The organism is Halobacterium yunchengense (assembly GCF_037031165.1).
Lineage (GTDB): Archaea > Halobacteriota > Halobacteria > Halobacteriales > Halobacteriaceae > Halobacterium > Halobacterium yunchengense.
This window is the reverse complement of record NZ_JAYEZL010000007.1, coordinates 72,182-95,470: the sequence shown is the minus strand read 5'-3', so window position 1 is coordinate 95,470 and position 23,289 is coordinate 72,182. Positions and strand designations below refer to the sequence as shown.

The 23,289-nt window shown below is 71.7% G+C and carries 23 protein-coding genes, 1 tRNA gene and 1 pseudogene; 13 read left to right on the top strand and 12 right to left on the bottom strand.

All coding sequences use genetic code 11. The features are described 5' to 3' along the window. Nucleotides 1–60 precede the first annotated feature (60 nt). On the bottom strand, nucleotides 61–924 hold the full coding sequence (locus tag U5911_RS16660) for a hypothetical protein (protein ID WP_336038230.1): 864 nt from the start codon (nucleotides 922–924) through the stop codon (nucleotides 61–63). A 137-nt stretch (nucleotides 925–1,061) separates the two neighbouring features. On the opposite strand from U5911_RS16660, the gene U5911_RS16655 reads away from it, so the two are divergent. Then, entirely contained in the window at nucleotides 1,062–1,268 is a 207-nt protein-coding gene (locus tag U5911_RS16655) for a DUF7835 family putative zinc beta-ribbon protein (RefSeq protein WP_336038229.1), read from the top strand. A gap of 52 nt (nucleotides 1,269–1,320) precedes the next feature. Here U5911_RS16655 and U5911_RS16650 read toward each other — a convergent pair whose 3' ends face one another. After that, nucleotides 1,321–1,947: a class II aldolase/adducin family protein gene (locus U5911_RS16650; protein WP_336038228.1), complete on the bottom strand. Its 627-nt coding sequence runs from the start codon at nucleotides 1,945–1,947 to the stop codon at nucleotides 1,321–1,323. After that, the gene (locus U5911_RS16645; protein WP_336038227.1) at nucleotides 1,947–2,645 is read right to left on the bottom strand and encodes an HAD family hydrolase; all 699 of its coding nucleotides are present in this window, start codon (nucleotides 2,643–2,645) and stop codon (nucleotides 1,947–1,949) included. Before U5911_RS16645 ends, U5911_RS16650 begins: the two co-directional genes overlap by 1 nt. Before the next feature lie 177 nt (nucleotides 2,646–2,822). Between U5911_RS16645 and U5911_RS16640 the strand changes: the two genes are divergently transcribed. Then, complete coding sequence (locus U5911_RS16640) at nucleotides 2,823–4,124, top strand: right-handed parallel beta-helix repeat-containing protein (protein WP_336038226.1); 1,302 nt, start codon at nucleotides 2,823–2,825, stop codon at nucleotides 4,122–4,124. A gap of 96 nt (nucleotides 4,125–4,220) precedes the next feature. On the opposite strand, the gene U5911_RS16635 is transcribed toward U5911_RS16640, so the two are convergent. From U5911_RS16635 to U5911_RS16625, 3 genes are all read right to left on the bottom strand, one after another. Next, nucleotides 4,221–4,295: transfer RNA gene (locus U5911_RS16635), tRNA-Glu, on the bottom strand. Between the two features lie 74 nt (nucleotides 4,296–4,369). Next, the gene (locus tag U5911_RS16630) at nucleotides 4,370–5,032 is read right to left on the bottom strand and encodes an NUMOD3 domain-containing DNA-binding protein (protein WP_336038225.1); all 663 of its coding nucleotides are present in this window, start codon (nucleotides 5,030–5,032) and stop codon (nucleotides 4,370–4,372) included. A gap of 45 nt (nucleotides 5,033–5,077) precedes the next feature. After that, nucleotides 5,078–7,051, bottom strand: coding sequence for a 3-hydroxyacyl-CoA dehydrogenase/enoyl-CoA hydratase family protein (locus U5911_RS16625; protein ID WP_336038224.1), 1,974 nt, complete (start codon nucleotides 7,049–7,051; stop codon nucleotides 5,078–5,080). 199 nt (nucleotides 7,052–7,250) lie between these two features. On the opposite strand from U5911_RS16625, the gene U5911_RS16620 reads away from it, so the two are divergent. Both U5911_RS16620 and U5911_RS16615 read left to right on the top strand, forming a co-directional pair. Further along, complete coding sequence (locus U5911_RS16620; RefSeq protein ID WP_336038223.1) at nucleotides 7,251–7,679, top strand: hypothetical protein; 429 nt, start codon at nucleotides 7,251–7,253, stop codon at nucleotides 7,677–7,679. Between the two features lie 61 nt (nucleotides 7,680–7,740). Further along, nucleotides 7,741–8,316 (top strand): DNA-3-methyladenine glycosylase family protein, encoded by a 576-nt coding sequence (locus U5911_RS16615; protein WP_336038222.1) that lies wholly within the window; start codon nucleotides 7,741–7,743, stop codon nucleotides 8,314–8,316. A 71-nt stretch (nucleotides 8,317–8,387) separates the two neighbouring features. Here U5911_RS16615 and U5911_RS16610 read toward each other — a convergent pair whose 3' ends face one another. Together U5911_RS16610 and U5911_RS16605 are read right to left on the bottom strand one after the other, a co-directional pair. Then, a complete protein-coding gene (locus tag U5911_RS16610; RefSeq protein WP_336038221.1) occupies nucleotides 8,388–9,479 on the bottom strand; it encodes a putative sulfate/molybdate transporter in 1,092 nt (363 codons plus the stop codon). Between the two features lie 85 nt (nucleotides 9,480–9,564). After that, on the bottom strand, nucleotides 9,565–10,893 hold the full coding sequence (locus U5911_RS16605) for a putative ATP-dependent zinc protease (RefSeq protein ID WP_336038219.1): 1,329 nt from the start codon (nucleotides 10,891–10,893) through the stop codon (nucleotides 9,565–9,567). A 117-nt stretch (nucleotides 10,894–11,010) separates the two neighbouring features. Between U5911_RS16605 and U5911_RS16600 the strand changes: the two genes are divergently transcribed. The 6 genes from U5911_RS16600 (at nucleotide 11,011) to U5911_RS16575 (ending at nucleotide 16,745) form a co-directional block, all read left to right on the top strand. Next, on the top strand, nucleotides 11,011–12,033 hold the full coding sequence (locus tag U5911_RS16600; protein WP_336038218.1) for a succinylglutamate desuccinylase/aspartoacylase family protein: 1,023 nt from the start codon (nucleotides 11,011–11,013) through the stop codon (nucleotides 12,031–12,033). Between the two features lie 232 nt (nucleotides 12,034–12,265). Continuing rightward, nucleotides 12,266–13,084, top strand: coding sequence for a helix-turn-helix transcriptional regulator (locus U5911_RS16595; RefSeq protein ID WP_336038216.1), 819 nt, complete (start codon nucleotides 12,266–12,268; stop codon nucleotides 13,082–13,084). 165 nt (nucleotides 13,085–13,249) lie between these two features. After that, on the top strand, nucleotides 13,250–13,642 hold the full coding sequence (sdhC, locus tag U5911_RS16590; RefSeq protein WP_336038214.1) for a succinate dehydrogenase, cytochrome b556 subunit: 393 nt from the start codon (nucleotides 13,250–13,252) through the stop codon (nucleotides 13,640–13,642). A gap of 2 nt (nucleotides 13,643–13,644) precedes the next feature. After that, nucleotides 13,645–14,007 carry a succinate dehydrogenase hydrophobic membrane anchor subunit gene (locus tag U5911_RS16585; protein WP_336038212.1) on the top strand — a complete coding sequence of 121 codons (363 nt, stop codon included), beginning with the start codon at nucleotides 13,645–13,647 and terminating at the stop codon, nucleotides 14,005–14,007. Between the two features lies 1 nt (nucleotide 14,008). Further along, nucleotides 14,009–14,902: a succinate dehydrogenase/fumarate reductase iron-sulfur subunit gene (locus tag U5911_RS16580; RefSeq protein ID WP_336038211.1), complete on the top strand. Its 894-nt coding sequence runs from the start codon at nucleotides 14,009–14,011 to the stop codon at nucleotides 14,900–14,902. A gap of 1 nt (nucleotide 14,903) precedes the next feature. Then, nucleotides 14,904–16,745, top strand: a complete 1,842-nt coding sequence (locus tag U5911_RS16575; RefSeq protein WP_336038209.1) for an FAD-binding protein — start codon at nucleotides 14,904–14,906, stop codon at nucleotides 16,743–16,745. A 165-nt stretch (nucleotides 16,746–16,910) separates the two neighbouring features. Here U5911_RS16575 and U5911_RS16570 read toward each other — a convergent pair whose 3' ends face one another. From U5911_RS16570 to purD, 3 genes are all read right to left on the bottom strand, one after another. Beyond that, nucleotides 16,911–17,105, bottom strand: a complete 195-nt coding sequence (locus U5911_RS16570) for a XapX domain-containing protein (RefSeq protein WP_336038207.1) — start codon at nucleotides 17,103–17,105, stop codon at nucleotides 16,911–16,913. Nucleotides 17,106–17,188: 83 nt separating this feature from the next. Further along, on the bottom strand, nucleotides 17,189–17,644 hold the full coding sequence (locus tag U5911_RS16565; RefSeq protein WP_336038205.1) for a ferritin-like domain-containing protein: 456 nt from the start codon (nucleotides 17,642–17,644) through the stop codon (nucleotides 17,189–17,191). A gap of 70 nt (nucleotides 17,645–17,714) precedes the next feature. Beyond that, on the bottom strand, nucleotides 17,715–19,001 hold the full coding sequence (purD, locus tag U5911_RS16560) for a phosphoribosylamine--glycine ligase (RefSeq protein ID WP_336038204.1): 1,287 nt from the start codon (nucleotides 18,999–19,001) through the stop codon (nucleotides 17,715–17,717). A gap of 188 nt (nucleotides 19,002–19,189) precedes the next feature. Here purD and U5911_RS16555 point away from each other — a divergent pair, with 188 nt between their 5' ends. Beyond that, complete coding sequence (locus U5911_RS16555; RefSeq protein WP_336038203.1) at nucleotides 19,190–21,346, top strand: thioredoxin domain-containing protein; 2,157 nt, start codon at nucleotides 19,190–19,192, stop codon at nucleotides 21,344–21,346. A 62-nt stretch (nucleotides 21,347–21,408) separates the two neighbouring features. Here U5911_RS16555 and U5911_RS16550 read toward each other — a convergent pair whose 3' ends face one another. Continuing rightward, complete coding sequence (locus tag U5911_RS16550) at nucleotides 21,409–21,774, bottom strand: thioredoxin family protein (RefSeq protein WP_336038201.1); 366 nt, start codon at nucleotides 21,772–21,774, stop codon at nucleotides 21,409–21,411. 103 nt (nucleotides 21,775–21,877) lie between these two features. On the opposite strand from U5911_RS16550, the pseudogene U5911_RS16545 reads away from it, so the two are divergent. Further along, nucleotides 21,878–22,224 (top strand): annotated as a pseudogene (locus tag U5911_RS16545) (DUF4260 domain-containing protein). Between the two features lie 61 nt (nucleotides 22,225–22,285). Next, a complete protein-coding gene (locus U5911_RS16540) occupies nucleotides 22,286–23,284 on the top strand; it encodes a PLP-dependent cysteine synthase family protein (protein ID WP_336038198.1) in 999 nt (332 codons plus the stop codon). The last annotated feature ends 5 nt before the right edge of the window (nucleotides 23,285–23,289 follow it).

Sequence of the window (23,289 nt, the reverse complement as noted above, 5' to 3'; positions counted from 1 at the left end):
GACGCCCCGTACGCCGCGCGGCCGCTTCAGCGCACGGATTCCGCGCGGCGCCAGTTGGAGTCACGCCGCGCCGAAGTGCCGGCGCGTCCGCTCCCCGACGGCGCGTCGCAGCGCGTCCGCGTCGACGCTCGCCCGGTCGCCGAAGAGCCGCGCGTACCCCTCGCGCGCGACCAGTTCGAAGACGCGCTCGGTGACCTCGTCGAGGCCGCCCGTCGCCGCGGCCGCCGCGCGGTCGACCCGTTCGGCCGTGACGAGCGCGTCCGCGGCCGCAGCGGCGTCACCGAACGGGGCCGCCTCGGCTGACACGTCGCCGGTTCCGTGGTCGCGTCCGTCACTGACCACGCCGTCGCGCCGGTCGCCGTCGAGCGCACAGCGCAGGAGTCCGCGGTCGCCGGTCTTGTTCCTGACGACCACGCCGGCCGCCTCCCCGTCGCGGTACGCCGAGGGCGGGCAGTCGTGGCGCGCGGGGTCGAAGTCGGCGCCGCGGACCTCTTTCGCGACCGCCGGCAGCCCGGCGAGTCCGAGGCGGTCAGCCAGCGCGTCCACGGCGTCCGGCGGCAGGAAGCGGTCGCCCTCGGCGTCGTGGACGTCCACGAGGAGGAACGGCGGCACGCGCGCCCAGTCGTAGTCGAGCCCCTCGAAGCGAGTGGCCAGCCCGAAGAACGTCGCCGTCTCGACGTCCGCGAGCGCCGCGCGGAGCGCGTCCCGGTCGAAGGACGCGCGGACGTGCCGGAGCGCGGCGCGAAATCCCGGCGGGGGGTCGCCGCCGAACGCCCGGTTCTCGTCGCCGAACGCCAGGCGGCCGGACTCGCGCAACTGGACGCGCAGCCAGCCGCCGGGGACGTACTCCTGCAGCCAGAGGTGGCCGTCGAGCAGCGACGCGGGCGCGTCGGCCACGTCCACTGGGGGCGGGAGGGTTCGCATCGACGGAGCGTTCACCGCCGACGCCGGTAAGCCTTCGCCCCGCCCGGGGGCCGTCGGACGCGACCACGACGGACCAAACCACTTAGGCACACCGCCGAAGGAGCCGGAGTGACACGGTACGGACGAGGTCGGGTCCGATGGCGAGCAAGAACCGACACACCGACGGCGTCGTCGAAACGTGCGACGAGTGCGGCCGTGAACGCCCTCACGAGGTGGGCATCGAGCTGCTCACCGAGAGCGACGACGGCGACCGCGAGAACGCCGCCTTCTCGCGGGAGCCCTACCGCGTCGCCGAGTGCCAGGCCTGCGGCGAGACCACCACCACCCGGATGAACGACGCGTGACGCGGTCGGCGGCCGGGCTGCGACCCGTCTCTCGCGCGCCGACCGACGCCGCCTACTGACCGTACGACTCGAACTGCTCTTCGACGGCCGCCAGCTGTTCGGCCGAGAGTTCGTCGGGCGTCCCGTGCTGGCGCGCCTGCAGGTACACCCGGCAGAGGTTCTCCACGACGTACGTGTTCTCGACGGCCGCCGCGAGGTCCTCGCCCGTCACCACCAGGCCGTGGTGGGCCAGGAGGCACGCCCGCGAGTCCGCGTCCGCCATCTCGTCGACGACGAGTTCCGCGAGGTCGTCCGTACCGTAGGGCGCGTAGCCGGCGACGGGCACGCGGCGACCCACCGCCGTGATCATGTAGTGGACCGGCGGCAGCTCCTCGCCGAGCACCGCCAGCGTCGTCGCCCACGTCGAGTGCGTGTGCACGATGGCGCCAGCGTCCAGCCGGCGGTAGATGCCCGTGTGCATCGGCACCTCGCTGGTCGGCGCCATCTCCCCGGCGACGACCTCGCCGTCCAGGTCGACCACCGGCACGTCCGCCGGGTCGAAGCCGTCGTAGGGGACGCCGGTCGGCGTCGCCGCGAACTGGTCGCCGCGCCGCACGCTCAGGTTCCCCGTGCGACCGGGCGTCAACTCCGCCAGCGTCGGTGCGTACTCCGTCACCGCGACGCGTTCGCGAGCGAGCATTACAGTACCACCTCCAGAACCTCGCCGAACGCATCAATCTGGTGGTCGGGCCGCCGATTGCCCGTCTCGCCGTCCGCGACCCCGTTGAACAGCACGGTCGTCAGCCCCACCGCGTTCCCGCCCGCGACGTCCGACGCCACGGAGTTCCCGACCATCACCGCCTCGCTGGGCCGCCGGTCGAGCTGCGCGAGCGGCAGCGTGAACATCACGCTCGCCGGCTTCTCGCTGCCCGTCTCCTCGCTGGTCACCACGAGGTCGACGTACTCCTCGACGCCGAGGTGGTCGATCTTCTCCAGCTGGATGCGCGTCGTCAGGTTGCTCACGACGGCGACGTCCACGCCCTCGGCCCGTAGTTCCGCGAGCGTCGCCTCGACGCCGTCGAACAGCTCCATCGTCTCCACGTACGTGCCCCAGTACGCCTCGCCGAGCGCGAGCGCGTCCCGCGCCTTGTGGGTCCCCGTGTGGAACTCCAGCGCGCGCTTGAAGTACAGGAACCGCTCGTGGGCCGACGCCGTCCCCGCGAGCTCGCGTTTCACCTCGCGTCGCCCCTCCATGTAGAGGTCGTCGAAGGCCTCCCGCGAGAGGTCGTAGCCGCGGTCCCTGGCCGCCTCGAACGCCGCCGTCTTCCCCGCCTCGTTGCACTCCGGGTACGAGTACAGGGTGTCGTCGAGGTCGAAGAACACCGCCTCGTAGCTCATGGCCCCGCATTCACCGGTCAGGGTGTTAGCAGTCACGGTCGCACCCACTCGCCGAGTCCGGAACGTCCGCGCGGCCCACAGCCGGCCGCACACGCGCCGTCCCGGCACGCGAGCGCGCCGCTCCGACCCACTGATTTATCAGCCAGCCAATCGAACGCCACCCTGGGGAGTGATACCGTGAAACACACCGAACCTGCGGGCCCGGCGCTCTCGCGGCGGAGCGTACTGAGACGCACCACGCTCGCGTCGGTCGCCGGCCTCGCCGGCGTCACGGGACTGTCCGCGTCCGCGGCCGCGCAGTCCTGTGACGCCGTCGTCCCGGACGACTACGCCAGCATCCAGGCGGCCGTCGACGACGCCGACGCCGGCGACACCATCTGCATCGAACCGGGGACCTACGAGGAGACCGTCAGAGCCGACGAGGAAGTGACGCTGCGCGGACGCACGGCGCCGAACGGCGGGAACCCGGCAACCGTCGACGGCTACGTCTCCGTCGAAGCGGACGGCGTGACGATCCGGCGCCTCCGGATCACGGCCTCGGAGACGTTCGACGGCGGGACGTTCCCCGACCCCTTCGGCGTGCGCGTGACCGCCGGCGACGTCCTCGTCGAGGACAACCTCGTCGAGGGGTTCCGCGCGGACCTCGGCGACGGAGCGGGGAGTTTCACCGTCCACGGCGTGCAGGTGTTCGGCGCGTCCGGCGCCGGCGCCAGTGACGTCACCGTCCGCGGCAACCAGATCCGGGACGTCCGCAGCGACGGCGGCGACGAGTGGCCGGAGTACGGCGGCGTCGCCGGCGTCAAGATCCAGGCCGGCGCCGACGGCGCGACGGTCACGGACAACGAGATCACCGACCTGCACTCGGCGGGCTGGGCGTACGGCGTCGTCCTCGCGACGTCCGCGAGCGCGCCCGGCGCACCGACCGACGTCACCGTCGAGGACAACGACGTCTCCGAACTGAACGACGGCACCGAGTTCGACGTGTTCACAGGGGCGGACGACGGCCGGAGCGCCGCGCCGTACCCGGGCAGCGCGGTCGCCGTCGACACCGGCGCGGACGCCACCGAAGCGACGGTCCGCCACAACAACCTCCTCGCCCCGAACGGCGTCGAGACGAAAGACGACGACGGGACGCTCGAGGCCACCTGCAACTGGTGGGGTGACCGCTCCGGCCCGACCGACGACGACAACCCTGACGGCACCGGGACGTGGGCACTCGAGCGCGGCGACGCGTCCGCAGACTACACGCCGTGGCTGAACGCGCCGTCGCCGGCGCGCTCCTGCGTCGGCGGCCAGACGAACGGCAACGGCGCCAGCGGCAACGGTAACGGCAACAACGGCAACGGCAAAGCCAACGGCAACAACGGCAACGGGAAGGCCACTGGCGCCAGCGGCAACGGCAAAGCCAATGGCGCCAACGGGAACAACGGCAACAACGGCAAGGCCAATGGCGCCAGCGGCCGCGGACGCGGCCCGTAACTCGCGGCCGCTCGTCCCCGTCTCGGCGGCGGCACAACGAGGGAATCCCGCGACAAGCGACGCGCCCGTGGCTGGTCGACGGGCCGTTCGGAGAAGTGCTCGGTCGGGGATTTGAACCCCGGTCATCGGCTCGAAAGGCCGAAATGATTGGCCGGACTACACCAACCGAGCGAACACCGCTGTACTGCGGCACTCGAACCGAGTGGGCGGGGACGTATAAATTTCACCAAACGGAGCGAGGCGTGTCATCGCCGGGGGACGTCGACCGAACCGTGTTCGACCAGCGCGTGACAACGCTTGCAGAGAACGACGAGGTTGTCGAGGTCGTGTGCGTCGGCCGGCGTCTTGTCCTCGGCTTCGTGGAACGCCCTGACGGGGACGACGTGGTGGACGTCCAGTTCGAGGTCCGTCCCGTCCTCGCAACAGCGCTGGCAGACCTCGTCGCGGTCCAGGGCACGCTCCTTGGCGACCGCCCACCCGTCGCCGTACCGGCGGTAGTAGCCGCCCTTCCAGTTGGGATTCCGCGCCCCCGTCATCGCCTCGCTGATACGAGCGCGGGTCTCACTGGACTTCGACGTGCCGGACAGCGCCTCCGAGATGGCGGTCCGCGTCTCCTCGTCGAGTGAGCGGCCTCGCTGGGCCTCGGAGATCGCCGCCCGCGTCTCATCAGTGAACTCTCGGCCCCGCATCGATTCCGATATCTTGTGCCTCGTCTCGTCGTCGCGGGACTCGCCGTACAGGCCGTGGTGTTCGCCCTCGACGGCCCTGGTCTCGATGTCGTGGCGGGCCATCCACTCGCGGATGCAGCGCGGGGAGACGCCGCACTCGTCGGCGATCTCGGCCTGCGTGCGGCCGTCGCCGTGGTAGCGGTCGCGCAGCCAGTCGGCGTCCCGGTAGCGGCGGCGCACGCGAGTGGGTCACCGCGTGCTGGCAGAAAAAGGTACGGTGGGAGGCTACTCGCCCTGGAAGTCGGGGTCGCGGTCGCTGGTGAACGCGGCGATGCCCTCCATGAGGTCCTGGGTGTTCATGAGCTGGCCGAACGCCTGTGCTTCGGCCTCGAGACCGGCGTCCGTGGACTCGCGGCCGGCGAGCATCGCGCGCTTCGTGTACGTCTGGGCGATGGGCGGGCCGGCGGCGAGGTCGCGGGCGAGCTCCCACGCGCGGTCCTGGAGGTCGTCGCTGTCGACGACTTCGTTGAGGAAGCCGTACTCCTCGAGGTCGGCGGCGTCGTAGCGGTCAGCCGTGAAGATGATCTCCTTCGCGCGGCCCTCGCCGACTATGTGCTTGAGGCGCTGGGTGCCGCCCCAGCCGGGGAGCAGGCCGAGGTTGTGTTCGGGCTGGCCGAGCTCCGACCGCTCGCTGGCGACGCGGAGGTCCGCGCACGTCGCGAGCTCCATGCCGCCGCCGAGGCAGTAGCCGTCGATGCCGGCGACGACGGGGACGTCGGCGGCCTCGAGCTTGCCGAACGTCTGCTGGCCCTTCCGGGAGAGCTCGACGGCGTCGAGGGGGTCGGCGCTGCCGGCCATCGAGGTGACGTCGGCGCCCGCGGAGAACGCCTGTTCGCCGGCGCCGGTGAGGAGGATGGCGCGGACGTCCTCGTGGGCTTCGAGGGCGTCGACGGCGTCGGCGAGCTCGTCGAGGAGGTCCGCGCTGATGGTGTTCATGCGGTGCGGGCGGTCGAGTTCGACGTGGCCGACGTGGCCGTCGACCTCGACGGCGAGGTTCTCGTAGGCGAACGCGTCGCCGCCGTCGTCGTCGTCGCTGCCGTGGAACGGTTCGTCCGCGCTGGCGCGGCGTTCGAGCTCCGCGCTGGGCTCGTACCGGGGCGCGCCCGTCTCCTCGTGGAGGTCATCGAGCGTCTCGTAGAGGTACTGGATGCCGGCGTCGTCGGCCATCTTCGCGGGGCCCTGGGGGTAGCCGGCGCCGAGCATCACGGCCTCGTCGATCTCGTCGGGGTCGGCGACGTCGTTGCCGACGAGCTTCGCGACCTCGTTGGCCATCACGGCGGTGAGGCGGTCGGCGACGTCGTCGCGAATCTCGTCGGTCGGAACCTCGGCGCCGCCGTCGTCGTAGTCGTAGAACCCCTCGCCGGTCTTCTTCCCGAGTTCCTCCGCGTCGACCTTCTCGACGAGCAGCGGGCACGGCTCGTAGGCGTCGCCGAGGACGTCCTGCATGTAGTCGAGGACGTCGTAGGCGACGTCGACGCCGACCTGGTCGGCGAGCTCGAAGGCGCCCATCGGGAGGCCGATGTCGTACTTCGTCGTGGAGTCGACCTCGGCGACGGTCGCGACGTCGTCGTGGACGAGCCACGCGGCCTCGTTCAGCAGCGGCACGAGCACGCGGTTGACGATGAACCCGGGGGAGTCCTTGCGGACGCGCACGGGCGTCTTCCCCATCGCCTCGGCGAGGTCCTCGGTGAGGTCGAGGACGTCGTCGTCGGTGTGGTCGCCGGCGATGACCTCGACGAGTTGCATCCGCACGGGCGGGTTGAAGAAGTGCATCCCGCAGAACCGCTTGGGGCGCTCGGTGACTTCGGAGAGGTCAGTGATGGAGAGGCTGGACGTGTTCGTCGCGAACACGGCGCGGTCGGGCGCGTGCTGTTCGAGTTCGCGGTAGACGTTCTGCTTGATGTCCATCTTCTCGGGCACGGCCTCGACGACGAAGTCGACGTCCGCGACCGCCTCCTCGAGGTCGACGATCGGCGTGACGCGGTCGAGGGCGGCGTCGGCCTCGTCGTCGCCGATCTGGTCGTTCTCGGCGAGCTTGCCCAGCGACCACTCGATCTGGTCGTAGCCGTTCTGGACGAACTCCTCGTTGATGTCCCGGAGGTGCACGTCGAACCCCGCGAGCGCTGCGACTTCCGCGATGCCGTGGCCCATGTTGCCTGCGCCGAGCACCGCGATGGTTTCGATGTCGTCGACGTCCATGCGAGTAGGTCCAGCGGGCGCCCCGTTGAAGCTTTCCCTCTCGCCGAGTGTGAACGTCTCACGGGTTTACACGCGTGGAAACGGCCGCCCGGTGACGGCCACGCGAAACGACCTCGCGGTGGCGGGGGTCCGCCGTTACGAGCGCGCGCCAGGCGCGGGACGCGAAACGCACTTCACGGATTGTCGACAACTCGGCCGCATGGACGACACCGGTCGCGCAGCCCTCCTCGGTCTCGGCGTCGGCTTCGCCCACACCGTCGTGCGCCTGTTCGCCGTGGACGCGGGCACCAGCGTCCCGCCGGACGGCGTCGTCAGTATCGCGGTCCAGTCGCTGGTCGCCACCGGCCTCCTGCTCGCGGTGGTCCCGGGGGCCGCCCTCTACGGCGCGGCGCAGTTCGGCGCGCCGGTCGAGGACGCGGTCCGCCTGGCCGCCGCCGTCGCTGTCGGTACCGGCGTCGCCGTGGTCGCCAGCTACCCGGTGCTGTCGCCCGCGAGCCAGGGCGTCGCGGTCAGTGACGCGTTCCGGCTCCGGCTGTTCGTGGCGTTCGCCGTGAACGCGGTCGGCCCGGCCGTGCACAGCGGCGTCGGCGCGCTCGCCGGGTTCCTCCTCGCGGCCGTCGACCGCTGACCGGGGCTGGCGGCGAGCGGGGAGCGAAACGCGTGTATCCCTGCGGGCCCTGGCTCCGGGCGTGACCGAGCCCTACGACGTGCTCCGCGAGGACCCCGAACTGGCGTCGCTCGTCGACGAGCACGGCGAACTCGCGCTCGAGCCGGCCGAGGACCCGTTCCGGCGGCTCGTCGTCTCCATCGTCCGCCAGCAGGTGTCGATGGACGCGGCGGCGGCCATCCGCGAGCGGCTGTTCGACAGCGTCGCCGTGACGCCCACCGGCGTCGCGAGCGCGGACTCCGGAGCGCTCCGGTCGGCGGGGCTGTCCGGGCGGAAGGCCGAGTACGTGCAGAACGTCGCCGAGGCGTTCCTGGAGCACGGCTGGGACCGCGCGTACTTCGCCGGCCTCGACGACGACGCGGTCCGAGAGGAACTCACCGCGGTAACGGGCGTCGGCGACTGGACCGCGGAGATGTTCCTCATGTTCGCGCTCGGCCGCGAGGACGTGTTCCCGGTCGGGGACCTCGGTATCCGGAAGGGGATGCGGGCGCTGTACGGCGAGGAGCTCTCGCGGAGCGGGATGCGCGACGTCGCGTCCCGGTGGCGGCCCTACCGGTCCTACGGGTCGCTGTACGTGTGGCGCGCCTACGAGGAGTAGCGAGAGCGCGCGGCCGGGTCGTCAAGCGAGGGCGCACGCCCTGGCCGTCAGTCGTGGCGCGCGGCCGGCCATCAGGCGGCGACGCGGCGCCACGCCCAGTCGGCGAGCAGGCCACCCACGAACGCGACGCCGACGCCGACGGCGAGCCCGGCGACGCCGACGCCGACGGTGACCGCGAGGCGGTCGGTGTCGAGGCTCGTCCGGCCGAGCTGGACCGCGACCGCGGCGAGCACGACGCCGAGCATCGCCACCGGGAACGCGGCGACGACGCCGACCGCGAGCACGGCGGCGAGCACGTAGCCCGCGCCGAGGACGACGTTCGCGGCGGCGGTGCGCGCGCCGAACGCGTACTTGCCGGCGACGCCGCCGCTGCCGTGGCACATCGGGATCGCGCCGAGCGGGACCGCGAGGAGGTTCATCGCGCCCATGCTCGCCGCGAGGTCGTCGGCGGTCGCGTCCGCGTCGAAGTACTCCTCGAGGAGGAGCGCGGTCGCGACGGCGGCGTTGCCGACGGACATCGCGAGCTGGCCGACCGCCGCCTGCACCGTCGCCGCGCCGGTGACGTCCGCGACCGACGGGAGCGCGAGCGCGAACGTCGGCACGGTCACGGCCGGGACGCCGACGTCGGCGAGTGCGACGCCTGCGCCGACCGCCACGACGGCGAGCGCGCTGGCGCGAACGGAGACGACGGCGACCGCGAGGCCGACGGCGACTGCGAGGGCCGCGAGCCCGGGGTTCGCGCCGCCGAGGCCGACCGCCGTCTCGAAGAGCACGAGCGCGACGGCGAGCTGGACGCCGCGCACGACCGGCTGGCCGACCGCGTCGCTGACGCGGCCGAGCACGCCGAACGACCCGGCGAGGAAGAGCGCGCCGCCGGCGAGCAGGCCCGCGGCGGCGAGGCCGCTCGCGGACAGCGACCCGGCGATGGCCAGCGCCGCCAGCGCCTTCATCGGCTCGACGGACACCGGGACGCCGTACCGGACGCCCCACGCGACCTGGAACACGCCGAACCAGACGAGCACTGGCGCGAGGGCGACGTCGGAGAGCGCGGCGAGTGCCACCACGACGGGGACGGCCGTAACCGAATCCCCTACCGCGCCGGTGACCTCGCCGGCCACGTCGAAGCCGGTCGGCCAGCCGTGTACGTGCTCCGAGAACGCCATCAACGAGTGGGACGGGCGCCCCCCGCAAGAAACTGGCGCGTGCCCGTCCGTCGTTCCCTCGTCGCGCAGTCGTAACCGTAGGAGGTTACTCCTCGCTCTCGGACGGCTGGTCGGCGTCCGAGCGCCGGCGGACGTCCACCTGGTAGTGCTGGAGGATGTCGCGGCCGAGCAACAGCGGGTACTGCATGTGGCCGCGGTCCTCGAGGGAGGCGGCGACGGTGTGGCGGTCGCCGGCGACGCCGACGACGATGTCGACGACGGGCCGCGCCTTCCCGGACTTCACGCTCCCCGAGCGAACCTTCGTCATCGACTTGATCGGGCCGGCGCCGATCTCGGCGGCGAGCCGCGTGTCGATGCTGGTGCGGGCCGCGCCCGTGTCGGACTTCGCGAGGACGCGCTGCGTGCCGCTCGTCCCGGAGACGAGGACGTCCTCCGTGTACCCGATGGTCGCCATCTCCTCGGGGGGCGCGCGCGGCGTCGGCGCCGTCGTCGCCGGCGTGGAGTCGTCGAGGACGCCGGACAGCGACGCGACCTGGTCGTCGTCGACGTCGCCGCCCGCCGTCTCGATGGCGAGTTTCGCGATGCGTGGCGCCGGGCTCACGCCGGTCGCCGCGAACAGCCCCTTGAAACCCGCGGTGGGGTTGACCTCGAGTAGGTGCCAGCCGTCGTCGCCCTCCACGAGGTCGACGCCCGCGTAGTCGAGGCCGACCACGTCGGCGGCCTCCAGGGCCATGTCCGCGGCGTCCTCTGGGAGGTCGTCGACGCCCTCGACGTCGCCGCCGAGCGCGACGTTCGTCCGCCAGTCGTTCTCGGGCGCGTACCGCCGCATCGTCGCGACGATGTCGCCGTCGACGACGTACACGCGGAGGTCGCGGTGGCGGTCGCTGTCCCGCTCGACGAGCTCCTGGAGGAACGCGAAGCGGTCGCCGACCCTTGGGTTGACCTGCTCGTCGGCGGCGATCTTCCACGTGCCGCCGCCGTGCGTGCCGATGGCGGTCTTGTAGACGACCTCGTCGCCGTACTTCTCCTTCTCGGCGTTCAGGCGGTCGGAGTCGAGCGCGAGCGTCGCCGCCGGCAGCCGGACGTCCGACCCCACCATCGCCGTCGCGGTCGCGAACTTGTGGAACGCCGTGAGGACGTTCTCCGGTCGGTTCAGCGTCGGCCGCAGTCGGCTCAGCGAGAGCGCGAGGCCGAGCAGCTCGGCGGGCTGTTCGGTGTTCGACAGCAACAGCCGGTTCGCGATGACGTCGACGTCCGGGTCGAGGGTGGCGCCGTCGTCGGTGACGTCCACGCAGAGGTTCTCCTCGCGCAGCCAGACGCCGTCGTGGCCGAGCGCCTCGACCGCGTTCAGGATCGCCTTCGTCTCCTTGCTGTTGTGCAGGCTGAGCACGCCCACCGTCACGGAGTCGTCCATTTCCCTGAACAGACGGACAGCGCCGACTAAACGGTGCCGGTAGTGGCACTGGCGGCGGCCCGCGCGCCGGTTGCCGTCCCCACCCCAGTTTTACGTGTCCGCCGCCAAGCCGGGGCCATGACTGACGGGGCGTTCACGTACAACGGCGGCCGGGTGGACCCCGGGGAGCGCGCGGACATCCGGTACAGCATCAGCGAGACGTACCTCGGCGACCCCGTCCGCATCCCCGTCTCCGTCGTGAACGGCGAGCGCCCGGGGCCGACGGTGTTCCTGTCGGCGGCGAGCCACGGCGACGAGCTGAACGGCATCGAGGTGGTCCGCGAGGTCGCCCACGAGTGGGTGCACACGAACCTCCACGGCACGCTCGTCTGCATGCCGGTGCTGAACGTCCCGGGGTTCGTCACCCAACAGCGCTACCTCCCCGTCTACGACCGCGACCTCAACCGCGCGTTCCCCGGCCGGGAGGGGTCGACGAGCGCGAAGCGGATGGCCGCCCAGATCTTCGAGAACTTCGTCGCGCCCTGCGACATCGGCCTGGACTTCCACACGTCGACGCGCGGCCGCACGAACATGCTGCACGTCCGCGCGGACATGGACAGCGACGACGTCTCGCGGCTCGCGCGGTCGTTCGGGTCGAACGTCCTCATCGACAGCGAGGGCTCGGAGGGGACGCTGCGACGCGAGGCCACGAGGGCCGGCGTCCCCACCATCACCGTCGAAATGGGGGAGGCCCACCGGTTCCAGCGGCCGCTCATCGACCGCGCGCTGGACGGCGTCGCGAGCGTGCTCGCGGAGTACGGCGTCTACCCGACCGAGCCCGTGAACTGGCCGGGCTGGCGCACTGTCGTCACGCGCGACCAGAAGACGTGGATCCGCGCGGACGCCGGCGGCCTCGTGGACATGCACTACGAGCGGGGCGACCTCGTGCGCGAGGGCGACGCGATCTGCACCATCTCGAACCCGTTCAAGACCGAGGTCGTCGACGTCCCGGCGCCGTTCACGGGACTGCTCGTCGGGAAGCTGGAGAACCCCGTGGTCTACCCGGGGAACCCGCTCGTCCACCTCGTGGAACTGGACGAGCGGACGCGGCGCGCGTACGAGCGCGAGCGCTCGGGGACGATGCCCGAGCGCCCGGACTAGCCCCGATCGAGAGCTTGCGGACCGACCTCCGGTCGCGTCTCGAGGACGGTCTGCTCGGCGGCTGACCTGTCACGTCCACTCGCCGCCACGGTGGGCCTCCGCTCACCGGGAGCGAGCAGCACAGTGACGCCCGGCAGCCAGGAGGGCCGGTCTCGCGGCCGGTGTCTGGCCGCCGCGTCGCGAGAGTGTATCCTCCGTAACAATTTAGCGGGGCGGCGAGAGTGTGCGGTACATGCGCGAGCGAAAGCCGGACGACGACCTCCTCGAAACACTCGTCGGTCGCAGGGACGCGCTCGCGGCGCTGTCCGGCGGCTCGCGCAGCCGCAGGGAACTGGAGGCCGAACTCGACGTCTCGAAGTCGACCTGCCACCGGATCGTCCGCGCGCTCGAGGAGCGGGGGCTCGCCGAACGCGTCGACCACGAGTGGACGCTCACCGGGCTCGGCGACGTCGTCGCGACGCGCACCGCGTCGTTCCAGCGAGCGGTCACCGCCGCCTACCGGCTCGAACCGCTCGTCGACGCGTTCGCGTCCGCGGCCGTCGACTTCGACGTCGAACTGTTCGCTGACGCCACGCTCACGCGCCCCCAGCCGGACACCCTCTCGCCGCCCATCAACCGGTACCTGGAGCTGTACCGCGAGGCGGACGCCGTCCGGACCATCGACCGGACGTCGTTCGTCCCGCCGCTGTACTTCGAGAAGCTCTACGAACTCGCGGAGGAGGGGGACAAAACGGCGGTCGCGGTCCTGCCGGAGTCCGTCGTCGAGACGCGGTTGACGGAGTTCCCGGACATCCACCGCGCCGCCGCGGCGACCCGGGAGCCCGCGTACCGCATCCACGACGGCGTCCCGTTCGGGATGACGCTGTACGACGACGACCACGTGGCGCTGCGCGCGTACGACGACGAGTCGGGCGCCCTCCTGCTGTTCGCTGACACGGACGACCCGGACGCCGTCGCGTGGGCCCGGGACGTCTACGACCACTACTACGAGGAGTCGAAGCCCCTGAGCGCCGTCGACGGCGTCCCGGACTGGTCGCCGGACGCCATCTGACTGCCCGACGGCGGCGGCCACCGCGCGACGAGCACTCGACGGCCGGGCCGCCGACGCCCCCGGCAGCAGGTCACGACGACAGTCAGTCCGGGTTCCCTCGCGCGGCCGCACCGCGTGCCCGTGTAGTAACTTCTATGTGCGGAGGGACCCCACCGTCTGAATGGTATGAGTCAGTCGTACGACCGAGGCCTCATCGAGGACTTCGGCCGGTGGCGGGAGTTCACGGCCGGGATGTGGGCCTGGGTGTTCCACAAGTTCACGGGGTGGGTGCTCATCGGGTACCTCTTCACCCACATCGCCGTCCTGAGCACGTCCATGCAGGGTGCGGCAACGTTCAACGACACCATCGGCGGCCTCGAGGGGCTGGCGCTGGTCCGCCTGATGGAGGTCGGTCTGCTCGCGGTCGCCGTCTTCCACATCCTCAACGGCGTCCGCCTGCTGTTCGTGGACCTCGGCGTCGGACTGGAATCGCAGGACAAGAGCTTCTACGCGTCGCTCGTGCTGACCGGCGTCATCGTCGTCGCGAGCGTGCCGACGTTCGTCTCGGGGGCGTTCTGACCATGGCGGAACGCTACTCCTCGTTCCGGTCCGGGTCGACCGCGTGGCTGCTCCAGCGCGTCACGGCGGCGTTCCTCGTCGTCGTGCTGGCGTTTCACTTCTTCAATCTCCACTTCGTCACGCACGCCTACGAGATCGAGTTCGCGGGCAGCCAGGCGCGCATGCAGAACGTCGGCTACTACGTCACGATGGTGCTGTTCCTGCTGACGGGCACGTTCCACGGCGTCAACGGCGTCTACAACGCGCTCGTCAACCAGGGCATCGACGGCGTCCAGAAGCGCGTCGCCCAGGTCGTCCTCGGCGTCGCAGCGCTCCTGCTGGTCGTCCAGGGGATTCGCGTCGCAAACACGCTCGCGGGGTTCTAACATGAGTACGCAGACACCCGACACCGAGACGGACACCGACGCGGAGGCCGAGGCGGAGACCGAACAGCCGGCCTCGACGTCGCCACAGCAGCGCCGGATGGCAAAGAAGCGCGCGCGCAGGGAGCAACGCGAGCGCGACGCCGCCGAGGCGGCCACCGAGATCGAGGGGGAGACGGTCGAACTGAAGGTGTTCCGCTACGACCCCGAGATCGAGGGCAAAGAGGAGCCGCGGTTCGACTCGTTCGCGGTCCCCTTCGAGAAGGGGATGACCGTGCTGGACGCGCTCATCTACGCCCGCGACGAGTACGACTCCAGTCTCACCTTCCGGCACTCCTGCCGGCAGGCGGTCTGCGGGTCGGACGCGTTCTTCGTCAACGGCCGCCAGCGGCTCGGCTGCCAGACCCAGATCGCGGACCTCGACGCGCCCGTCCGCGTCGAACCGCTCCCCCACCAGGACGTCGTGAAAGACCTCGTGGTGGAGATGGACCACTTCTACGACCAGATGGAGGCCGTCGACCCGTTCTTCGACCCCGACGACCTCCCCGAGGGCGAACTCGAGGAGCAGCGCCAGGACCGCCAGAACCGCGAGAAGATCAAGCTCTCGACGCGGTGTATCTGGTGTGGCGCGTGCATGTCCTCGTGTAACATCGCCGCGGGCGACAACAAGTACCTCGGGCCGGCGGCCATCAACAAGGCCTACCGGTTCTACATGGACGAACGGGAGGGCGAACAGAAGCGGCGGGAGCGCCTGGAGATCATCGAGCAGGAACACGGCGTCTGGCGGTGCCAGACCCAGTTCTCGTGTACGAACGTCTGCCCGAAGGACATCCCGCTCACCGAGCACATCCAGGAGCTGAAGCGAGAGGCGGTCAAGCAGAACCTCAAATTCTGGTAACATGTACGAGCACGACGTAATCGTCGTCGGCGGCGGCGGCGCGGGACTCCGCGCGGCCATCGCCGCCCACGAGGAAGGCGCAGACGTAGCGATCGTCACGAAACTCCACCCGGTGCGGTCGCACACCGGGGCGGCGGAGGGCGGCATCAACGCCGCGCTCCGCGAGGGCGACTCCTGGCAGGACCACGCCTACGACACGATGAAGGGGTCGGACTACCTCGGCGACGCGCCCGCCGTCGACACGTTCGCGCAGGACGCGCCCGAGGAGGTCATCCAGCTCGAGCACTGGGGGATGCCGTTCTCCCGCGAGGACGACGGCACCGTCAGCCAGCGGCCGTTCGGCGGGCTGTCGTTCCCGCGGACGACGTACGCGGGCGCGGAGACCGGCCACCACATGCTGCACACGCTCTACCAGCAGGTGGTCAAACGCGGCATCGAGGTGTACGACGAGTGGTACGTCAGCCAGGTCGCGGTCACCGACGAGGACGACCCGAACGACCGCGAGTGCCACGGCGTCGTCGCCTGGGACGTCCAGTCCGGCGAGGTCGCCGGGTTCCGCGCCAACGACGGCGTGATCCTGGCGACCGGCGGCCTCGGGCAGGCCTACGACCACACCACGAACGCCGTCGCGAACACGGGCGACGGCGTCGCCATCGCGTACCGCGCGGGCGTCCCGATGGAGGACATGGAGATGATCCAGTTCCACCCGACGACGCTCCCCTCGACGGGCGTGCTGATCAGCGAGGGCGTGCGCGGCGAGGGCGGCATCCTCTACAACAGCGAGGGCGAGCGCTTCATGTTCGAGTACGGGTACGCGACCAACGACGGCGAGCTCGCGTCCCGCGACGTGGTCGCGCGCGCCGAACTCACCGAGGTCCAGGAGGGCCGCGGCGTCGAGGACGAGTACGTCTACCTCGACATGCGCCACCTGGGCGAGGAGCGCATCGTCGACCGCCTGGAGAACATCCTCCACCTCGCGGAGGACTTCGAGGGCGTCGACGGCCTCGAGGAGCCGATGCCCGTCAAGCCCGGCCAGCACTACGCGATGGGCGGCATCGAGGTGAACGAGCACGGCGAGACGTGCATCAGCGGCCTGTACGCGGCCGGCGAGTGCGCGTGCGTCAGCCTGCACGGCGGCAACCGCCTCGGCGGGAACGCGCTCCCCGAGCTGCTCGTGTTCGGCGCGCGCGCCGGCCGGCACGCCGCCGGCGCGGACATGCCGGAGCCGAAGATCGAGACCGGGCCGCGCGAGGACTTCGAGCGCGAGGACATCGAGCTCCCGGTCGGCGAACCGCGCACCGGCGAGGCCGAAGCCGCCACCGACGGCGGCGCGGTCGACGCCCCGGACTCGGCGGACCCGACGGCCGTCGTCGAGGCGGCGGCCGAGGCCGAGCGCGAGCGCATCGAGACGCTGCTCGAGCGCGAGGACGGCGTCAACCACGCCGACGTCCGCGCGGACCTCCAGGCGACGATGACGGAGAACGTGAACGTCTTCCGCGAGGAGGGCGGCCTGGAGCAGGCGCTCCGGGACATCCACGAGGCCCGCGAGCGCTACCAGGACGTCTACGTCGCGGACAAGTCCCGGACGTTCAACACCGACCTCCAGCACACCATCGAGACGCGGAACCTCCTCGACGTCGCGGAGGCGATCACGATGGGCGCGCTCGCCCGGGACGAGTTCCGGGGCGCGCACTGGCGGGCCGAACACCAGGAGCGCAGGGACGAGGAGTACCTCAAGCACACGCTCGTCTCCTGGAACGACGGCGAGCCCGAGCTCTGGTACCGCCCCGTCATCCTCGAGGGCGACGAGCAGACCTACGAGCCGAAGGAGCGCTCGTACTGACGGCGCCGGCGCGTTCCGCCAACCGGCCCGAGGGTTCTTCTGTGATGCCGCGGCCAGCAGTGGCCGTGACCTGACCGCGAGCGCGGGCTCGGCGAGCGAACGGCACCGCGCCGACCTGCGAGGCCGACGCGAACGCGGTGTCTGTCGGCCCAGCGAGCGGGCGGCTCAGACGCCGAGCCCGTCCAGCAGGTCGAAACCGACGCCGAGGTGACGGACGAGCCGGTACCCCGCCCAGATGCCGACGATCCCCATGACGCCCGCCAGCGACGGCGGCGCCGGAATCGGGATGCGGAGCGACGCGAACACCGCGCCCACGAGGACGCCGGTCAGCGTCGCAGCGACAACGAAAGCGACGTTCATAGTCGTCGCTGACGGACGCCGGTCGCAAAAGGACCGCGGAACGAGTCTGACGGGCGCCAGTCGCAGAAAGACCGCGGAACGAGTCAGTCGCTGCGGTACTCCTTGCGGAAGCCGCGGAACTCCGTCCGGTGGGCCTCCTCGTCGGCGAGGACGGTCACCGCGAGGTCCTCCGTCACGGGGTCGTCGGCCTCCCTGGCGGCGTCGACGAGCGCGCGGTACGTCTCGATGGCGTCCTCCTCCGCGTCGAGGACGCCCTCGATGACCGAGAGGACGTCCGTGGAGTCCTCGGGCGGCTGGAGGCTGTGCTGGCGGGCCTCGAAGTCCGCGGACGCGGGCGGCGCCTCGTCGAGCTGTTTGAGGCGTTCGCCGAGCTGTTCGGCGTGCCCGAGCTCCTCCTGGATGTCCGCCTGGAGGGACTCCTTGATCTCCTCGGCGCGCACGCCGTCGAGGACGATGGAGTTCGTGAGGTAGTTCATCACCGTCTCGACCTCGTCGCCGTACGCCTTCCGGAGGAGGCGCGTGACCTCGTCACTGGTCATGGCTGTGAGTTCGACGCCCGGCCGTATAGAACTACCCGCCGATTCTCAGTTGGCTGTCACCCGCGCCGCGTCAGTCGCCGCGGACCCGCCGCATGTGGCGGACGCGCTCGTCGAGCAGTTCGCGCGTGCCGATGTCGGTGCGCACTCGGAGTCCCTCTGGGAGGTCGCCGAGCGCGGCCGTCGCCTCGGCTTCCGCGTCCGGGATCGAGGAGCCGAACCCGGTGACGGCGTACGACCGGGAGGTCGTGGTGTAGACGCCGTCCTCGCGGGCGTCGACGCTCGCGTAGAACAGGTTCGCGTCCTCGAAGGCCGACTCGTCGACGGTGACCCGAGTGCCGCCCTCGGGGTTCGTGGGGTAGCCCTCGGGGACGGCGTACTTGCAGACGGTGGCGACGTCCGCGAACTCGAGGTCCGGCAGCGGGTCGCCGTCGCGGGCGGCCGTGAGCACGTCCAGCAGCGGCGTCTCCATCGTCGGAAGCGTGTTCAGCGCCTCGGGGTCGCCGAAGCGCGCGTTGAACTCGACGACCTTCGGGCCGTCGGCGGTGAGCATGAACTGGCCGTAGAGGACGCCGCGGTACGAGGGGAGGCCGTCGACGACCGCTTCGAGCGTGTCGACGCAGGCGTCGTACTCGTCGTCGGTCATAAACGGGAGCGTCCACTCCGTGTCCGTGTAGCTGCCCATGCCGCCCGTGTTCGGGCCCTCGTCGCCCTCGTAGGCGCGGCCGTGGTCGTGGGCTGCGGGCGTCGGGCGGACGTCGCCGTTCGCGACGAACGCCTGGACGGTGACCTCCTCGCCGACGAGGCGCTCCTCGACGACCCACTCCTGGTGGCCGGCGGTGCGGACGTAGTCGGCGGCTTCGGCCTTCGACACCTGGTCGCCGGTGACGCGGACGCCCTTCCCGCCCGTGAGGCCGGCGGGCTTGACCGCGACGTCGCCGTCGACGGACTCGACGTAGTCCGCGGCGGCGTCGGAGTCGTCGAAGGTCTCGTAGTCGGCCTGCCCGGGGACGTCGTGGTCGGCCATGAACGCCCGCTGGAAGGTCTTGTCCGTCTCGATGCGCGCGTCCGCCTGCTCGGGGCCGAACGCGTAGACGTCCTCGGCGTCGAGCGCGTCGACGACCCCGGCAGCGAGCGGGCCCTCCGGGCCGACGACTGCGAGCGTCGCCTCCACGTCGACGGCGTAGTCGACGACTGCGTCGGGGGCGCTGGTGTCGAGTTGGCGGAAGTCGTCGGCGAGCGCGTCGACGCCCGGGTTTCGGTTGCCCGCGCAGGCGTACAGCTGGCAGTCTCCGGCGAGCGCGTCGGCGATGGCGTGTTCGCGGCCGCCGCCGCCGACGAGCAGGACGCGTTCGGTCATACCCGACGCGAGTGCGCAAGCAAGTGTAAATCTTCCCCCTTCACTCTCCGAGGTTATCCTCGTTCTTGCATACAACTGGTCGGTCGGGCGGCCGCCCGTGCCGAGTCACCCCGGGCGGTTCTGACCTGCAGCGGGGGTGGCGTTCCGCGTGACGGGGGTTTTACCGGCTGGCGGCCCGACGTCCCCGTATGACCGCGCCCACCGACCGGAACCGGCTCGGCGACGCCGCCAGCCCCTACCTGCGCCAGCACGCCGACAACCCCGTGCACTGGCAGGAGTGGGGCGAGGACGCGTTCGCCGCCGCCGAGGAACACGACGCCCCGATCTTCCTCTCGATCGGCTACTCGGCGTGCCACTGGTGTCACGTTATGGAGGAGGAGTCGTTCTCCGACCCGGAGGTCGCGGACGTCCTCAACGAGCACTTCGTCCCCGTGAAGGTCGACCGCGAGGAGCGCCCCGACGTCGACTCGCTGTACATGACCGTCTGCCAGGTCGTCCGCGGCGGTGGCGGCTGGCCGCTGTCCGTGTTCCTGACGCCCGACCGGGAGCCGTTCTACGTCGGCACGTACTTCCCGAAGCACGCCACGGGCAACCAGCCCGGGTTCCTGGTGCTCCTCCGACGAGTCGCCGACGAGTGGGAGACCGACCGCGGGGAACTGGAGGACCGCGCCGACCAGTGGATGAGCGCCGCGACGGGCGAACTCGAGTCGCTGCCCGACCCCGTCGAGGCCGGCGACGAGACGCCGCTGTTCGACGCCGCGGACGCGCTCGTGCGCGCCGCCGACGACACCCACGGCGGGTTCGGGCGCGCGCCCAAGTTCCCCCAGACCGGCCGCGTCGACGCCCTCCTGTGCGCCCACGACCGCGCCGACGCGGCGGACACGCCCTACGGCGGCGCCGCGGAGCGCGCACTCGACGCGATGGCCGACGGCGGCCTCTACGACCACCTCGGCGGCGGCTTCCACCGCTACTGCACGGACGCCGACTGGACGGTCCCGCACTTCGAGAAGATGCTGTACGACCAGGCGACGCTCGCCGCCACGTACGTCGACGGCTACCGGCTGTTCGGCGACGACCGGTACGCCGACGTCGTCCGCGAGACGCTTGCGTTCGTCGACCGCGAACTCGGCCACCCCGAGGGCGGCTTCTACGCGACGCTGGACGCCCGCAGCCCGCCCGTCGACGACCCGGACGGCGAACAGGAGGAGGGCGCGTTCTACGTCTGGACGCCCGACCAGGTCCGCGACGCTGTCGCCGACTACGCGGACGCCGCGCCGAGCGACCACGACGACGAGGTGCTCGCGGACGCGTTCTGCGAGCGGTACGGCGTCGACGCGGCCGGCAACTTCGAGGACGGCCGGACCGTCCTGACCGTCTCGGCGAGCGTCGACGAGGTCGCCGACTCGCTGGGCGTCGACGCCGCCGACGCCGGGACGGCCATCGAGGCCGCCGAGGCGCGCCTCCGCGCCGCGCGCACCGACCGGCCGCGACCGGCGCGCGACGAGAAAGTGCTCGCCGGCTGGAACGGCCTGATGATTGCCGCGTACGCGGAGGCCGGACTCGCACTCGACGCCGACGACGCCGAGCGCGCCGCCGACGCACTCGAGTACGTCCGCGGGGAACTCTGGGACGGCAGCCGGCTCTCGCGGCGCGTCATCGAGGGCGACGTCGCCGGCGTCGGGTACGCCGAGGACTACGCGTACCTCGCGGCGGGCGCGCTCGCCACCTACGAGGCGTCCGGCGACCACGACCACCTCGGGTTCGCTCTGTCTCTCGCGGACGCCCTGCTCGCGGAGTGCTACGACGCCGACACCGGCGCCCTCTACGAGACCCCGGAGTCGGTCACGGACGTCGGCGTGCGCTCCCAGGACGTCGCCGACGGCCCGACGCCGTCACCGGTCGGCGTCGCCGCCGAGACGCTGCTCCGCCTCGACGCGTTCGACCCGGACGCGGGCTACGCGGCCGCCGCCGGCGCGATGCTCGACCGGTACGGCAGCCGCGTCCGGGACAGCCCGGCCGGTCACCCGACGCTGGCGCTCGCCGCGGACACGCGCGCCGAGGGGCTCCTGGAGGTCACCGTCGCCGGCGAGCGACTGCCCGAGGAGTGGCGCGAGGCGGTCGGCGGACGGTTCCTGCCGCACCGCCTGCTCGGGGTGCGGCCGCCCACGGCCGACGGCCTCGGCGAGTGGCTCGAGGACCTCGGTATCGCCGCGGCGCCCCCGGTCTGGGCGGAGCGGAACGCCGACGACGGCGAGCCCACGGCGTACGTCTGCCGGCGCGCGTGCTCGCCGCCGGTCACCACCACCGGAGAACTCGCGGAGTGGCTCGCCGAGTTCCGAGCATAGCCCGGTGGCTCGCCACGTTCCGAGCATAACCGGGTGGCTCGCCGCGTTCCGCGCCCGAGCGGTCAGTCCTGGAGCTGGTCGGCGAGGTAGACGGCGGCCTCGACGCGCTCCGCCTCGACGAACCGCGCCAGCTCTTCGCCGTCGCGCTCGACCACGATCGTCGGAATCAGGTCGACGCCGTACTCCTCGACCTTCGGCCCGACCTTCTCGCCGTCCTCGCGCTCCACGGGGTACTGTTCGACGTTCTCCACGTCGGCCGCCTCGAGCGCCGCCGCGAAGTCGGGGAGCTGGCCGCGGCAGTCCCCACACCAGTCCGCGCCCCACACGCGGACCGTCGTCTCGTCGTCCAGCGCGGCGAACGCGTCCACGACGTCGGGGTACGAGTCGGGGTCCCACGCCGGGTTCGGCTCCATCGTCTTGAGAGTCATACCCCGGGATTGGCCGCCGACCGGCAAAAGGCCCGCGCTCCCGGCGGCGCCTCCGGTCGCGACCGTCGGTGGCTTCATCGGGACTGGCCGCGTCGGGAGCGGCATGTCTGTCAGGCTCCTGTTGCGCGCCGAGGGCGCGACCGCCGCGGCCCTCGCCGCCGCCGCGTTCCTCTCGCTGGACGGCGCGTGGTGGCTGTTCCTCGCGGTGATTCTCGCGCCCGACCTCGGAATGCTCGGCTACCTCGCGGACGCACGCGTCGGCGCCGCCACGTACAACGCGTTGCACACGTACGTCGGCCCGCTCTCGCTCGGGGAGTCGGCGTCGCCACGGGGACCGACCTCGCCGTCCTCGTCGGGCTCGTCTGGGTCGTCCACGTCGGCGCGGACCGCGCGCTCGGCTACGGCCTCAAACGCCCGGGCGGGTTCGCCGACACCCACCTCGACGCCTGAACCCGGCAGGCTCTGTCGCGGCCCGCCACACGTTTAGGGGGGTGCCGCGTACGGACGGCCAATGAAGGACAGCATCCTCGAGACCGTCGGGTCGCCGCTCGTGCGCGTGCCGGCACCCGAGGGCGCGACCATCGCGGCGAAGCTCGAGGGCTTCAACCCCGGAGGGTCGGCGAAAGACCGGCCCGCTCGCGAGATGGTGCTGGCGGCCGAACGCGACGGCCACGTCTCGCCCGGCGACCGGCTCGTCGAAGCCACCAGCGGGAACACCGGCATCGGGCTCGCCGTCGTCGCCGCCGCGCGCGGCTACGACCTCACCATCGTCATGCCGGCGTCGATGAGCGAGGAGCGACGCCAGCTCCTGCGCGCGTACGGCGCCGACCTCGAACTCGTCGACGGCGACATGGAGACCGCCAACGAGCGCGCCGACCGCATCGCCGAGGCCGGGGGCGGCTACCGGGTCGCCCAGTTCGAGAACCCGGCGAACCCGCGCGCGCACTACCGCACCACCGCCGAGGAGATCGTCGAGCAGGTCGAGGGGCGCGACGTCGACGCGTTCGTCGCGGGCGTCGGCACCGGCGGCACCATTACCGGCACCGCGAGGCGCCTCAAGGAGGAGTACCCCGAGATGTCGGTCGTCGCGGTCGAACCCGAGTCGAACGCCGTGCTCTCGACCGGGGAGGCCGGCGAGGACGACTTCCAGGGCATGGGGCCGGGGTTCGTCAGCGACCTCCTCGACCGCGACGTCGTCGACGCGGTCGAGACCGTGTCCGTCGAGGACGCCGAGGCGACGGTGCGCGGCCTGGCGCGCGAGCAGGGCATCCTCGTCGGCCAGTCCAGCGGCGCAGCGTACGTCGCCGCCCAGCGCGTCGCCGAACGCGTCGCCGAACCGGGCCTGAACTGCCCCGAGGTCTCCTTCGACGCCGACGACCTCGCGGACGCCGGCCTCGACGAGGACGCGCTCGCCGACGGCGGCGAGGCCTACGACGACTGCCCGCTCGTCGTCACCGTCTTCCCGGACTCCGGCGAGCGCTACCTCTCCGCCGGCGTCTTCGACGAGTAGCGGGA